The sequence below is a fragment of the Enterobacter asburiae genome (assembly GCA_011754535.1).
Taxonomy (GTDB): Bacteria; Pseudomonadota; Gammaproteobacteria; order Enterobacterales; family Enterobacteriaceae; genus Enterobacter; species Enterobacter cloacae_N.
In genome coordinates, this window is record JAAQVN010000001.1 from 2,400,891 (window position 1) to 2,414,430 (window position 13,540).

Sequence of the window (13,540 nt, forward strand, 5' to 3'; positions counted from 1 at the left end):
GTCTAACGTGTTGTTACTGAAGAAAATTATGAACCTAACGCAAATTTTTCGTCGTATTGCGCAGCGTATTATCCCTCGCCAGTTTGGCCTGCTGACGGGTATCTTCTGCATCATTGGCCTTTTCTCCGCGCTGCAGCTCTCCTCATCCTTTCTGCTTAACGCCTCCCTGAAGGAAGCTCAGCGCAACGAACAGCAAAATCTGCTGGCGTACCAGCAGCAGAACAAGCTGGATCTGGCGCGCGTCTCCCTGCTGGCAGCAAGCGATCTGCTCAACCGCTCCGGCGTCTGGTTTATGCAGGATAAAGAGACCGGCTCGGAAGGAAGCTGGCACAGCCTGATGGAGGAGGCGCAAAAGTCGCTGGCGGTTTCACAGCAGGCGTGGAAGGCCTGGCTGGCGCTCAGCCCGCAAAAAGATGAGGCGCTGATTAACAGCTACCAGCTTTTCTACGATGCCATTAAAGAGCAATCGGAAGCACTTGTCAGAACCAACTCGATTGATGCCTTCTTTGCCGTGCCGGCGCAGGCGTTTCAGACCGACTTTAACGACAACTACGCGCGCTACCAGCAGGCCAGCGAGAAGCAGGCGATGCAGGGGCGTCAGGCCCTGATGGCACAGCTCTCCGGTCTGCAAACGCTGTTCCTGCTGGCGCCTGTTCTGCTGCTCGCCATCGCCGTAGCGGTCTGGTTCGGCATGTCCCGTTGGGTGATTACGCCGCTGCGTCGCCTGATTGCGCATATTAACCGGCTGGCGGCCGGGGATCTCTCCGGCACGCCGCCCGACGTTATGCGTTTTAACCGGGAGACCGGGCAGCTCAGCGACAGCGTTGCCACCATGCAGCGCGGCCTGCAGCAGCTGGTGACCCAGGTCAGCCACGCCACAGCCACGATGGTGGAGAACATTGGCTCCCTCGCGGAGGGAAACCAGAAGCTGTATCAGCAGTCGGCGCGTCAGGCAAAGGAGCTGGAGGAGGTGACAACGCATATCGCGGCGCTGGAAACCCACGTGGAAGGCAATACCGGCTATGCCCGGCTCGCCAGCTCGCGTGCGGATGAAGCGCGTCAGGCCGCGGTGGGCGGCGACCAGATGATGTCGACCGTGAATGCGTCCATGCAGGCGATCGTCGAGCGATCTTCAGAGATGCGCGGGATCGTGGCGATGATAGACAGCGTAGCGTTTCAGACTAACATTCTGGCGCTGAACGCCGCCATTGAGGCCGCCCATGCCGGAAACCAGGGGCGCGGGTTTGCCGTCGTCGCGCGGGAAGTCGGGCTTTTGGCCAGAAAAAGCAGCCATTCGACGCAGACCATTCAGGAACTCATTAACCGCTCGCTGCAGGGCATTGAAGACGGTTCTCGTGCCGTTAACCTGATGGAAGAGAATCTGCAGCAGGTCACCGGTCTGGTGGGCAATTTAAGCAGTTTGCTGAATGAAATCTCGACCGCCACGCTCAGTCAGGGAGAAAGTATTCACCAGATGACGCGCCAGCTTCAGGCGCTGAATCAGGTCTCCCGCCAGACGGATTTGCTGGTTTCTGACGCCTCGGAAGCCTCAGAACGCCTGCAAAAGCAGTCCGATCTTTTATTGCAGGCCGTTTCGCGTTTTCGTCTTAGCGCCTGACGCAATACATTAGCCTCTGTTATACTCGCAGCCCGTTTTAGCCTGAGGGCAAGGAGCAATAAGAGTGGCTGCGGTCATCCATAATGAGATGCTGGACGAGATTCTGGCGCAGGTTCGTCCGTTATTGGGAAAGGGGAAGGTTGCCGACTATATACCGGCCCTTGCCTCGGTGAGCGGGAATAAGCTGGGCATCGCTATCTGTACCATAGACGGACAGCGATACCAGGCCGGCGATGCGACTGAACGTTTCTCCATTCAGTCCATTTCTAAAGTGCTGAGTCTGGTCGCGGCGATGCGCCAGTACGAGGAAGAGGAGATCTGGCAGCGCGTGGGGAAAGATCCGTCCGGCCAGCCTTTTAACTCACTGCTTCAGCTCGAAATCGAGCAGGGTAAACCGCGCAACCCCTTTATCAATGCCGGGGCGCTGGTGGTCTGCGATATGCTGCAAAGCCGCCTCAGCGCACCGCGTCAGCGAATGCTTGAGATCGTGCGTCAGCTCTCGGGCGTGGACGACATTGCCTATGATTCGGTGGTGGCGCGCTCGGAGTTTGAACACTCCGCCCGCAACGCGGCTATTGCCTGGCTGATGAAATCCTTCGGCAATTTCCACAACGATGTGGCGACCGTGCTGCAAAACTACTTCCATTACTGCGCCCTGAAGATGAGCTGCGTTGAGCTGGCCCAGACGTTTCTGTTCCTTGCGCACCAGGGGCACGCGCCGCATCTCGATCAGGAGGTGGTTTCCCCGCTTCAGGCGCGTCAGGTCAATGCTCTGATGGCAACCAGCGGCATGTATCAGAACGCCGGCGAGTTTGCCTGGCGGGTTGGCCTTCCGGCCAAATCGGGTGTTGGTGGCGGAGTGGTGGCGATTGTGCCGCATGAAATGGCGATTGCCGTCTGGAGCCCGGAGCTGGACGAAACGGGAAATTCACTTGCCGGCGTGGCAGTTCTGGAGAAGCTGACTCAACGTCTTGGACGTTCCGTATACTGATGTCTGACCTGGATCCTCTCTTTTCCCGCCTGGCGCGATCGACGTTTCGCTCGCGCTTTCGACTGGGCAATAAGGAACGGCAGTACTGCTGGGACAAAGGCCCCGAAACCATTGACCAGCATGCCGCCGATTTTGTCGCTAAACGCCTTGCACCGGCGCAGCCCGCAAACGACGGTAAGCAGACGCCCATGCGCGGCCATCCGGTGTTTATCGCCCAGCATGCCACCGCGACCTGCTGTCGGGGTTGTCTGGCAAAATGGCATAACATTCCCCAGGGCGTGCAGCTGAGCGCGCAGCAGCAGCACTATATCGTCAACGTTATCCGCCACTGGCTGGTGATACAGATGAACGCCCAAAAATGATATTTAATGCGTTCTGCTCTTAACGCCATCGGGCATTCCAGCCTCGCGCCCGGCTGGCGGACGAGCAAATCGTCATAACGCATTGACGTAAAAATGGATAGCGGCTTAACAGGATGTCGAACACTGACAATGTCTCTGTTTAAGCTACGCTTTGAGTAACGCTTTACGTCAGGAGACATTATGAAAGCACCTGCAACACCTGAAAATGAAATGGACAGACTTAACGCGCTGCGCGAATCGGGTCTGCTTGAGATTGACAGTTCCCCGGCGTTTGACCGCTTAACGCGTCTGGCAAAGCGCTTTTTCCAGGTACCGCTGGCAATGGTCAACCTTATTGATGAGCATACGCTGATCGTTAAGTCGGCTGATGGGCAGGCACCCGGTTCCGTTCCGCGTAATATCTCATTTTGTGGTCATACCATCCTCACCGAAGCACCGCTAATTGTGGGGGATATGCTTCAGGACGATCGTTTTGCAGATAACCCGCTGGTGGCCGGCGAACCTCGTGTGCGGTTTTACGCAGGCTTTCCGCTGCGCCTGCGCAACGGCGCAAGCGTTGGCTCGCTTTGCCTGATTGACTACGCACCGCGGGAGTTCTCAGCGGCCGATCTCGCCGTGCTGGGGGATTTGGGCGCGCTTGCTGAAGACGAGTTTGCAGCAATCAGCGCGGCGACCACCGATGAATTGACCGGATTATTCAACCGACGGGGCTTTAACCAGCTCGTGCGCTTCACGCTCTCCATAGCCCGACGCCGGGCTGAGCCGTTAACGCTCGGCTGGCTGGATCTGGATCGGTTTAAGGAAATTAACGATCGTTACGGGCACGAAGAGGGGGATAAGGCTTTAAAAACCATGGCGCAGTTGATGCGCACCTCTTTCCGCGAAGCGGATCTGCTGGTTCGTTTCGGCGGCGATGAGTTTGCCGTGCTCTTTGCCGATACGGATGAGAAGGGCGCGTGGATTGCCATGCAGTATCTCGCCGAGCAGGTTGAAAACTACAATGCGCGCAAGCTACATCCGTGGTCGCTTATGTTCTCCTGGGGGCTCAGCGAATTCGATCATAACAGCAACGACCTGCAGCAGTGGCTCAAAGATGCCGATGAAAAAATGTATGCCATGAAGCAGCAGCGGCAGCGGGCCAGGTAACATAACAAAACCGTATGGCCGTTTCGTTTGCGTTAATAAAATGTTAAATGCAAAGTGAGGGTATTCAACGTAAGGACTCAACAATGAATACCCCACTGCAAATTAAAATCCTCACCCGGGACGATATTCTCACCCATCTTGATGCGCTGTCCGAAATCCTCGAAAACTGCGTTAACGGCGGCGCATCCGTCAGCTTCATGCTGCCTTTTAGCCCGGAAAAGGCCCGTTCATTCTGGCTCAGAATAGCTGACAGCGTAGGGCGCAACGAGCGCGTTGTGCTGGCCAGTATCGATCCGCAGGAGGGCGTTATCGGCACGGTGCAATTGATTACCGACCAGCCGGAAAACCAGCCACACCGTGCGGATGTGGCAAAGCTGCTGGTTCATGAAAAGGCTCGGCGTAAAGGAGCCGCAATGGCGCTGATGGAAGCGCTGGAGGCTGAGGCCCGGTCAAGAGACATTTCGGTTCTGGTGCTCGATACCTCCACCGGCAGCGGCGCGGAAACCTTCTACCAGCGTGCCGGCTGGCAAAAGGTCGGTGAGATCCCACGCTACGCCCTGATGCCGGACGGCGCCATGACGGCCACGTCGGTGTTCTATAAATTCCTGTAATTATTTCACAACCACGCCCGGGATTGATCGAAACAGGGTTTCTGGTCGTAAAGTTTTGATAAGTTATTGTACCAATCTTATCAGGCTGTATGACTAATCATAAAAGGAACCCCCTTGTGAACACGCTCAACCGTCGTGATTTTCCCGGTGCGCAGTACCCCGAACGCATCATTCAGTTTGGTGAAGGCAATTTCCTGCGTGCGTTTGTCGACTGGCAAATTGACCTCTTGAATGAACATACCGATCTCAACGCCGGTGTGGTTATCGTTCGTCCTATTCAGAGCGACTTCCCGCCTTCGCTAAGCACACAGGATGGGTTGTACACCACCATCATTCGTGGCCTGAATGAGCAGGGCGAAGAGGTGAGCGACGCTCGACTTATCCGCTCCGTTAACCGTGAAATCAGCGTCTACGACGAATACGACGCATTTCTTAAGCTGGCCCACAACCCGGATATGCGCTTTGTTTTCTCGAACACCACCGAAGCCGGCATCAGCTACCACGCGGGGGATAAGTTCGACGATGCCCCTGCGGTGAGCTATCCGGCGAAGCTGACGCGGCTGCTGTTTGAGCGCTTTAGCCACTTCAATGGCGCGCCTGACAAAGGCTGGGTCATCATTCCGTGTGAACTGATTGACTACAACGGTGACGCATTGCGTGAACTCGTGTTGCGCTATGCGCAGGAGTGGACGCTGCCTGCCGCCTTTATCCAGTGGCTGAACGAGGCGAACAGCTTCTGCTCAACGCTGGTTGACCGCATCGTGACCGGTTATCCGCGCGACGAAGCGGCCACGCTGGAGGCTGAGTTGGGGTATCACGACGGGTTTCTGGATACGGCTGAACATTTCTATCTGTTTGTCATTCAGGGGCCTGAATCTCTTGCCCGCGAGCTGCGCCTGGATCAGTATCCGCTAAACGTGCTAATCGTGGACGACATCAAGCCCTACAAAGAGCGCAAAGTCGCCATCCTGAACGGTGCGCACACGGCGCTGGTGCCGGTGGCATTCCAGGCCGGGCTGGATACGGTGGGCGAGGCGATGAACGATGCAGCGATCTGCGCATTTGTCGAAAAAGCGATTTATCACGAGATAGTCCCGGTCCTCGATCTGCCCCGTGACGAGCTGGAATCTTTCGCCAGCGCGGTGACAGGGCGCTTCCGGAACCCCTACATCAGACACCAGCTGCTTTCCATTGCGCTCAATGGCATGACCAAGTATCGCACGCGTATTCTTCCGCAGCTGCTGGCGGGGCAGAAGGCAGTGGGAAAATTACCCGCACGTTTGACGTTTGCCCTGGCTGCACTGATCGCATTTTATCGCGCGGAGCGTAACGGGGAGAGCTACCCGGTGCAGGATGATGCGTTCTGGCTGGAACGGTATCAACAGCTATGGGCGCAGCATCGCGATAATCAGATCGCTACCCGTGAACTGGTGCACGCCGTGCTGAGCGAGGAAGCGCACTGGGAGCAGGACCTGACGAAGTTGGATGGTCTCGTCGACCAGGTAACGCTCGATCTTGATGCCATTCTGCTGAAGGGTATGCGCGCGGCGGTGAAGCCGCTTTGCTAATCACGTGACCCGGCTTCGGCCGGGTTTAAACAGGTATTGCTTTAGTTACAACATACTATTTGCCATTACTTAAAAAACAGATGCAGCACCGTGCGGTTTACGTTCTTCAGATGAGAAAATGCAATGTTCCGTTAACATGCTTGCAACCGTGACGGGGATCACGTTTAATAGCCACGCTCTTTTCTTGCCTGAAACTCACTATGATCGTTCGTCCTAAACAGCACTGGCTACAACTGATTTTTGTCTGGCATGGTTCGGTACTTCCTAAAATCTATACCCGACTGCTGCTCAACTTCCTGCTTTCTATCGCCGTTATTCTGATGCTGCCGTGGTATACCTCACTCGGCATCAAATTTACCGTGGCACCGTTTAGCATTCTCGGCGTGGCAATTGCTATCTTTCTGGGTTTCAGAAACAACGCCTGTTATTCGCGCTACGTTGAGGCTCGCCTGCTCTGGGGGCAACTGATGATAGCGGCACGCTCGCTGTTTCGCGAGGTAAAAAACACCTTGCCTGACGATAAGCACCTGGGGGAGTTTGTCCGCCTGCAGATCGCCTTTGCCAACTGCCTGCGCATGACCCTGCGCCGGGATATGGATGCTGAGCAGCTCTCTCGCTATCTGGCTCCGGACGTTTTACATCAGGTAATGGGCGCCAACTCGCCGGCGAACCGTATTTTACTGATCATGGGGGAGTGGCTGGCCGTACGGCGGCGTAACGGGCTACTCTCAGACATCCTGTTCCACAGCCTGAACAACCGTCTGAACGATATGTCCATCGTCCTTTCCGGGTGCGAGCGCATTGCGACAACGCCAGTGCCGTTTGCCTATACGCTGATTTTGCACCGCACGGTGTATCTCTTCTGCATCATGCTGCCGTTCGCGCTGGTTGTGGACTTGCACTACATGACGCCGTTTGTGTCGGCGCTGATCTCCTACACCTTTATCTCGCTGGATACCCTGGCAGAAGAGCTGGAAGACCCGTTTGGCACAGAAGATAACGACCTGCCGCTGGACGCCATCTGTAACATGATGGAACGCGATCTGCTGCAGATGAACGATGAAGAGAACATTCCGGAAAGGCTGATGCCGGATAAGCACTATCAGCTGACCTGACGGGCGTTCCACTCGTCGCGGGTGATCTCCCACAGTTCGGAGTCCAGCATCCCGCTGACGTAGGCTTTCTTTTCCGTTCTGATAAGCCGCATGCCGCTGCTGTCTGAAATACGACGGGAGCGGCTGTTCGCGGCGGCCTTCGGCGCCCGCAAAACGGGTTTGTTCAGCGTATTAAACCAGTAATCCGTCGCCGCAATGCTGGCCTCACGCATATACCCCTGTCCCTGAAACTCCGGCGCCAGCCAGAATCCGCGGTTATTATCGTCAACGTCGTACAGGCAGATAATCCCCATCAACTCATCCGGCACCTCGCGACGGCGGATGCTCCAGAACCAGGCAATCCCTTTTGCCATATCCGGCAGCGCGACGTTGTTGACATAATTTTCCGCGCCGTTATCCGGGTAGGGCCAGGGCACTGTAGAGACCATATAGCGGACAATCTCCCAACGCGGATACAGCTTTTGAATCTGAACCGCATCTTCGGCAACCAGCGGTTTCAGCAGGAGACGTTCTGTCGTGAGTGTCGGTATCGTCATCTGCGGATCTCCATATTTAAGCGTTATGTTTTTGTTTGCGTTCTGGTATTTTCACCTTAGCAGCACTCTATCCCAGGGAGAGCCCTTTCCCATACTACTAACAATTGCAGAGGTCAGCATGGTATTAAGACGGGCCAACTCCCAGGAAGCCGAAATACTCTGGAATATACGCAATCAGGCGATTCGTCACGGCTGCAAAACCAGCTACGACGCTGACGTGATTGCACGCTGGACGCCGGATCTGATGCCCGAGCATTACCGTCAAACGATCATTCAATACCCTTTTTACGTGGTGGAAGACGAGAAGGGCGTCATTGCGGCAACCGGCTACCTGGATCTTGATACCCATTGCCTGGAGGCCATATTCACCTTTCCCTCAGCCACCGGGAGAGGCATGGCGACCCGGATTATCAAGGCGCTTACAAACGAGGCGCGCAGTCGGGGAATCACCCGCCTGAGGCTTGATGCAACGCCTAACGCCCAGTCCTTTTATCAGAAACTGGGGTTTGTGACGCTGCGCGAAAACTATCATCACTCGCGTATGGCGGGGGCTGATTTACGCTGTTTTGAAATGGCAATCGACTTGTAATGTGAGGAACGCATGGCTGTCACGGTAAGACCTCTCCGCGAAGACGACTATTCCCAGTGGCGACCGCTGTGGGATGGCTATACCCATTTTTATGATTGCTACCTTGACGAGCCCGTCACCGCATCGACATGGGAAAGGGCGCTCTCAGCGCATTCTCCGATGTTCTGCCGCGTGGTAGAGAAAGACGAAAAGGTCATCGGTTTCGCAATGTGTGTTCTTCACGAAGGAACCTGGTCAACCGTGCCCATTTGCTATCTGGAAGATCTGTTTGTTGATGCCGACGAACGCGGCGCGGGAGCGGGTAAGGCGCTTATTGATGCCCTGATAGCGGAAGGCAAGCGTGAAGGGTGGTCAAAACTTTACTGGGTCACCCGGGAGAACAATCCGGCACGTAAACTCTACGATCGATACGGTGACGCTGACGATTACGTCCGCTATCGAATCTCTCTGTAAGGCAACAGCGCCTGTGTTTGTATCACACTGTATCTGCATACCGGATACATACGCAGGCTTGCAATAAACCCGCTTTCGCACATATCCGCTATACATTGCAGTGTTGTTATATCCCCGTGAATTGTACTCAACCGGAGATACCAACATGTTCAGCAAACTCGCTTATTCAACGCTTGCTCTCACCGTTTCCCTTGGCACCGTCATGTCATGTCAGGCCGAAGTCACCGGCACTAACTTCGCGGCGGCTTTCGATCGTCCACAGCAAATTAACGCAGGCGATCTTAACGTCGGGTATGTCGACATTGGTCCTAAAGACGGCCAACCGGTTATTTTATTACACGGCTGGCCCTACGATATTCACAGCTACGCTGAAGTCGCGCCTGCGCTGGCGGCAAAAGGCTACCGCGTGATTGTACCTTCCCTGCGCGGCTACGGCACCACGCGCTTCCTGTCTGCAAAAACACCGCGCAACGGCCAGCCTTCCGCAATGGCGAAAGATATCGTGAACCTGATGGACGCCCTGAATATCAAGCAGGCGGTATTTGCAGGCTATGACTGGGGCGCCCGTACGGCGGATATCGTTGCGGCGCTGTGGCCAGAACGCGTTAAGTCGCTCGTTTCGGTGAGCGGTTATCTCATCAGCAGCCAGCAGATTGGCAAACAGCCGTTGCCGCCAAAAGCGGAGCAGCAGTGGTGGTATCAGTTCTATTTCGCCACCGAGCGTGGTGCTGAAGGCTATGCCAAAAACACCCATGACTTCGCTCGTCTGATCTGGTCTCAGGCCTCGCCTGACTGGAAATTTAGCGATGCAACCTTCAACGCCAGCGCCAAATCCCTTGATAACCCGGATCACGTTGCGGTGACGCTTAGCAATTATCGCTGGCGCTTAGGGCTGGAAAAAGGCGAGCGCAAATACGACAGCTACGAGCAAAAGCTGGCCACACTGCCGAATATCACCGTTCCAACGATCACCATCGAAGGCGGAAACAACGGGGCGCCGCATCCGGCACCGCAGGCCTACGCGGGTAAATTTACCGGTAAATATGAACACCGTACCTTCGGCGCAACCGTGGGGCACAATCCCCCTCAGGAAGATCCGCAGGATTTCGTCAAGGCAGTTGTTGACGCTGACAAACTCTGAAATGTGCTATTTTCAATACGTTACCCTTCGGTCTGGAGATTTCGGTGGAGCATATTGATCATATCCTTGTCGTCGATGACGACAGGGATATTCGTGAATTGATTATCGACTATCTCGTTAAGTCCGGTTATCGCGCCACTGGCGCGGCAAACGGCAAAGAGATGCGCGTCGTGCTGGATAAGCAGCATATCGACCTGGTGGTGCTGGACGTTATGATGCCCGGCGACGACGGGCTTACGCTGTGTCGGCAATTACGCGTCGGGAAATATAAAGATCTGCCCATCCTGATGCTGACGGCGCGCAATGAGGAGACGGACAGGATCCTGGGCCTGGAAATGGGAGCAGACGATTACGTCGTAAAGCCTTTCGTCGCACGAGAATTGCTGGCGCGTATCAAAGCGATTTTACGTCGTTTTCGCACGATGCCGCCCAATTTACAGGTCACGGAAGCAGGGCGGTTGGTGACGTTCGGTGAATGGCAGCTCGATACCGTTGCCCGCCACCTGATTGACCCGGAAGGGGTGATCGTGGCGCTCAGCGGGGCAGAATATCGCCTGCTGCGCGTTTTCCTTGACCACCCGCAGCGGGTGCTGACCCGCGATCAGCTGCTCAACCTGACTCAGGGGCGTGACGCCGAACTGTTTGAACGCTCAATCGATCTACTGGTTAGCCGGGTTCGCCAGCGTCTGAATGAAGATGCCCGCACGCCCGCGTATATCAAAACCGTGCGCAGCGAGGGCTACGTTTTTACCATGCCGGTCACTATCAAAGAGGCTAACGAATGACGCTCTGGCCCCGCTCGCTGCTGGCCCGCTTGCTGATCGTCGTGCTGCCCGGACTGTTGCTGGCCAACGCCCTGAGTCTGACGCTGGTCATGATTGAGCGAATGCACAGCGCCCGAACGGTGATGCTCGGTAATCTGGAATACGATGTCGCGACCAGCGTGGCTATTTTAGACCGCTTACCCGCCAATGAACGCGCGGCCTGGCTGCCGCGACTTGAACGCGGTAACTACCGCTATATTCTGGGGCCGGGAGAACCCGGCAACGCGCCGACGGATAAGCGTTCGCGGGACGCCATCCGAACCTTAAAAGCGACGCTTGCGGCACGGTATCCGCTCAGCTTCACTGCCGTTCCCGGCGCCATTTCACACATCCAGGCGCATCTCACGTTACGCGATGGCGCGCCGCTGACCATCGATCTGATCCCACGGATGCCGCCGGTCGCCAGTTGGCTGCCCGTGGTTCTGATTCTGCAGCTGCTCGTGCTGGCTGCCTGCTCCTGGATCGCCGTGCGGCAGGTGGTACGGCCTTTTTCGCAATTTACCCGCGCGGTAGATTCCCTGGACCCGGCCGCCAACACGACAATGACGGAAAAGGGGCCGGTTGAGGTGCAGCGTGCAGCGCATGCCTTCAACGCGATGCAGGCGCGAATTCAGTCCTATCTCAGGGAGCGGGCGCAGATCCTGGCGTCCATTTCGCACGATCTCCAGACGCCCATTACCCGCATGAAGCTTCGTGTTGAGATGGCCGAACAGCCTGAACTGCGCGACAAGCTTTTAAACGACCTTGATAATATGACGCGTCTGGTGCGGGAGGGTATTGCGTATGCCCGGTCATCAGAATTGCTGGAAGAAACCTCGCTGAAGCTTGAGCTGAATGCCTGGATAAACAGCATCGCCTGCGATTATCAGGACATCGGTAAAAACGTGCAGTTTCAGGCAGGTGAAACCCGTTTGCCCATCGTCACGCGTCCTCAGGCGCTTCGCCGGGTGATGACCAATCTGTTGGATAACGCCCTGAAATTTGGCGAGTACGCCACCATTAGCATTGATGACTCGACTACCGGAGAGGTGACCATTCACATCATGGACGGCGGGCCGGGTATACCGGATGCCGAACTGGAGGCAGTTTTACAGCCGTTTTATCGTGTGGAAACATCACGCAACCGCGATACCGGCGGGACAGGCCTTGGCCTGGCGATCGCTGCGCAGCTCACCGCACAGCTGGACGGAAAGCTGAAGCTGGCAAACCGCGCAGAGGGCGGGCTGGACGTCTCAATTACACTCCCGTGCCGTTAATTGTACGGCTTTGTATCTGCCGGAAAGGGCGATACAGAGCCAGACAAAAACCACGCTTTTACACATATCCTGAACACATCCGCACGATGAAATAACCTCACTGCAGCGTCGCAGGACTTGTATTGTGAGGTGTTTATGTTTCTGATAATTGCTTTTCTGGGCGGGATGATAAGCCTGCTCAGTCCATGTACGCTCCCGGTTATTCCACTCCTGTTCGCCGGTTTTCAGGGGCAGCGGCGGCACATTCTGGCGCTGCTCGCGGGGATGATCGTCATGTTCACCCTGGTGGCGATGGTGGTCACCGTTGCCAGCGAGTGGATAACAGACGCAACTATCATCGGGCGCTGGATTGCGCTTATCGTTCTGGCCGCGGCCGCGCTGGCCTTAATTTTTCCTGCTTTTGCCCAGCGTATTGCCGGGCCGGCTGTCAGCGCGGGAAATGTCCTCAACGCGCGAAGCGGGCAAACGCGCGGTATGGCATCGGCATTTCTGGCCGGGCTTGCGGTCGGGCTGCTCTGGTCTCCCTGCGCGGGACCGATCCTGGGCGCCATTTTCAGCATCAATATTGCCGGACATTCGGCCATTGCCACAGGCGCTTTGCTGGCCGCCTATGGTAGCGGCTGCGCGCTGATGCTGGGTTTACTCGTTCTCGGAGGCCGCACGCTGATGGCGCCGCTGAAAGCCAAATCGTCGCTGATGGAAAAGCTACGTCAGGGGGCAGGCGTGGTAATGTTAGCGGCCGTCGTCTTTAACGCAACGGGGATGACGTCGGTTCTGCAGGGCGCGAACGGCGTCGCGGATCGCCTTGAAACCACGCTGCTGAATCTGGCGAAACCCGCCACGCAGTCGCCGAAGCTTCAGCCGGTAGTGATGACCGAGCCCAGCAGCCAGCTGCCTTCATTAAGCGGTGGGACAGGGTGGGTGAACGGTGACCCTGTCACGTCTGAATCCTTGCGCGGGAAAGTGGTTCTGATCGATTTCTGGACCTGGGACTGCATTAACTGCCAGCATACGCTTCCGCACGTGCGCGACTGGGCAACAAAATACCAGTCTCAGGGCCTGGTCGTCATAGGAGTACACACGCCTGAATATCCCTGGGAGAAACCGATCGCCTCGGTGAAAAACGCGGTAAATAAATGGCAACTACCGTACCGGGTTGTAACGGACAACAACTATCAAATCTGGAACGCTTTCGGCAACCAGTACTGGCCCGCGCACTACTATTTCGACGCAAAAGGCCAGCTGCGCTATACCGCCTTTGGTGAAGGTGATTATGAGCAGCAGGAAAAAGTTATTCAGCAGCTGCTCAAAGAGGCCCGTTCATAGCCCC

14 protein-coding genes are annotated in these 13,540 nt (G+C 56.1%); 13 read left to right on the forward strand and 1 reads right to left on the reverse strand.

Annotation, left to right across the window (positions count from 1 at the left end; all coding sequences use genetic code 11):
- Positions 1 to 28: 28 nt before the first annotated feature.
- The 7 genes from HBM95_11325 to HBM95_11355 all read left to right on the forward strand — a co-directional run bounded on the left by HBM95_11325 (position 29) and on the right by HBM95_11355 (position 7,411).
- Positions 29 to 1,618: a HAMP domain-containing protein gene (locus HBM95_11325; protein NIH43523.1), complete on the forward strand. Its 1,590-nt coding sequence runs from the start codon at positions 29 to 31 to the stop codon at positions 1,616 to 1,618.
- A 64-nt stretch (positions 1,619 to 1,682) separates the two neighbouring features.
- Positions 1,683 to 2,609: a glutaminase B gene (glsB, locus tag HBM95_11330; GenBank protein ID NIH43524.1), complete on the forward strand. Its 927-nt coding sequence runs from the start codon at positions 1,683 to 1,685 to the stop codon at positions 2,607 to 2,609.
- Entirely contained in the window at positions 2,609 to 2,971 is a 363-nt protein-coding gene (locus HBM95_11335) for a DUF4186 domain-containing protein (protein NIH43525.1), read from the forward strand. Before glsB ends, HBM95_11335 begins: the two co-directional genes overlap by 1 nt.
- A gap of 180 nt (positions 2,972 to 3,151) precedes the next feature.
- Positions 3,152 to 4,117 carry a sensor domain-containing diguanylate cyclase gene (locus HBM95_11340; protein NIH43526.1) on the forward strand — a complete coding sequence of 322 codons (966 nt, stop codon included), beginning with the start codon at positions 3,152 to 3,154 and terminating at the stop codon, positions 4,115 to 4,117.
- An 83-nt stretch (positions 4,118 to 4,200) separates the two neighbouring features.
- Entirely contained in the window at positions 4,201 to 4,728 is a 528-nt protein-coding gene (locus HBM95_11345) for a GNAT family N-acetyltransferase (GenBank protein NIH43527.1), read from the forward strand.
- A 116-nt stretch (positions 4,729 to 4,844) separates the two neighbouring features.
- Positions 4,845 to 6,296 (forward strand): tagaturonate reductase, encoded by a 1,452-nt coding sequence (locus HBM95_11350; protein NIH43528.1) that lies wholly within the window; start codon positions 4,845 to 4,847, stop codon positions 6,294 to 6,296.
- Between the two features lie 200 nt (positions 6,297 to 6,496).
- Positions 6,497 to 7,411 carry a hypothetical protein gene (locus HBM95_11355; protein ID NIH43529.1) on the forward strand — a complete coding sequence of 305 codons (915 nt, stop codon included), beginning with the start codon at positions 6,497 to 6,499 and terminating at the stop codon, positions 7,409 to 7,411.
- Here HBM95_11355 and HBM95_11360 read toward each other — a convergent pair.
- Positions 7,399 to 7,947, reverse strand: a complete 549-nt coding sequence (locus HBM95_11360; protein NIH43530.1) for a GNAT family N-acetyltransferase — start codon at positions 7,945 to 7,947, stop codon at positions 7,399 to 7,401. The genes HBM95_11355 and HBM95_11360 overlap by 13 nt on opposite strands.
- A 118-nt stretch (positions 7,948 to 8,065) precedes the next feature.
- On the opposite strand from HBM95_11360, the gene HBM95_11365 reads away from it, so the two are divergent.
- From HBM95_11365 to HBM95_11390, 6 genes are all read left to right on the forward strand, one after another.
- A complete protein-coding gene (locus HBM95_11365) occupies positions 8,066 to 8,536 on the forward strand; it encodes a GNAT family N-acetyltransferase (protein ID NIH43531.1) in 471 nt (156 codons plus the stop codon).
- Positions 8,537 to 8,548: 12 nt separating this feature from the next.
- Positions 8,549 to 8,989 carry a GNAT family N-acetyltransferase gene (locus HBM95_11370; GenBank protein NIH43532.1) on the forward strand — a complete coding sequence of 147 codons (441 nt, stop codon included), beginning with the start codon at positions 8,549 to 8,551 and terminating at the stop codon, positions 8,987 to 8,989.
- Between the two features lie 145 nt (positions 8,990 to 9,134).
- The gene (locus tag HBM95_11375) at positions 9,135 to 10,130 is read left to right on the forward strand and encodes an alpha/beta hydrolase (protein ID NIH43533.1); all 996 of its coding nucleotides are present in this window, start codon (positions 9,135 to 9,137) and stop codon (positions 10,128 to 10,130) included.
- Between the two features lie 44 nt (positions 10,131 to 10,174).
- Complete coding sequence (locus HBM95_11380; protein NIH43534.1) at positions 10,175 to 10,915, forward strand: response regulator; 741 nt, start codon at positions 10,175 to 10,177, stop codon at positions 10,913 to 10,915.
- Positions 10,912 to 12,210 carry a HAMP domain-containing protein gene (locus HBM95_11385; GenBank protein ID NIH43535.1) on the forward strand — a complete coding sequence of 433 codons (1,299 nt, stop codon included), beginning with the start codon at positions 10,912 to 10,914 and terminating at the stop codon, positions 12,208 to 12,210. The genes HBM95_11380 and HBM95_11385 overlap by 4 nt, the downstream gene beginning before the upstream one ends.
- 135 nt (positions 12,211 to 12,345) lie before the next feature.
- Positions 12,346 to 13,536 (forward strand): redoxin domain-containing protein, encoded by a 1,191-nt coding sequence (locus HBM95_11390; protein ID NIH43536.1) that lies wholly within the window; start codon positions 12,346 to 12,348, stop codon positions 13,534 to 13,536.
- The last annotated feature ends 4 nt before the right edge of the window (positions 13,537 to 13,540 follow it).

Bases quoted from the DNA above. Each gene is read 5' to 3' on its own strand.
- HBM95_11370 (NIH43532.1), top strand. From the start codon at position 8,549: ATGGCTGTCACGGTAAGACCTCTCCGCGAAGACGACTATTCCCAGTGG.
- HBM95_11390 (NIH43536.1), top strand. From the start codon at position 12,346: ATGTTTCTGATAATTGCTTTTCTGGGCGGGATGATAAGCCTGCTCAGT.
- HBM95_11325 (NIH43523.1), top strand. From the start codon at position 29: ATGAACCTAACGCAAATTTTTCGTCGTATTGCGCAGCGTATTATCCCT.
- HBM95_11345 (NIH43527.1), top strand. From the start codon at position 4,201: ATGAATACCCCACTGCAAATTAAAATCCTCACCCGGGACGATATTCTC.
- HBM95_11375 (NIH43533.1), top strand. From the start codon at position 9,135: ATGTTCAGCAAACTCGCTTATTCAACGCTTGCTCTCACCGTTTCCCTT.
- HBM95_11365 (NIH43531.1), top strand. From the start codon at position 8,066: ATGGTATTAAGACGGGCCAACTCCCAGGAAGCCGAAATACTCTGGAAT.
- HBM95_11340 (NIH43526.1), top strand. From the start codon at position 3,152: ATGAAAGCACCTGCAACACCTGAAAATGAAATGGACAGACTTAACGCG.
- HBM95_11335 (NIH43525.1), top strand. From the start codon at position 2,609: ATGTCTGACCTGGATCCTCTCTTTTCCCGCCTGGCGCGATCGACGTTT.
- HBM95_11355 (NIH43529.1), top strand. From the start codon at position 6,497: ATGATCGTTCGTCCTAAACAGCACTGGCTACAACTGATTTTTGTCTGG.
- HBM95_11360 (NIH43530.1), bottom strand. From the start codon at position 7,947: ATGACGATACCGACACTCACGACAGAACGTCTCCTGCTGAAACCGCTG.
- HBM95_11385 (NIH43535.1), top strand. From the start codon at position 10,912: ATGACGCTCTGGCCCCGCTCGCTGCTGGCCCGCTTGCTGATCGTCGTG.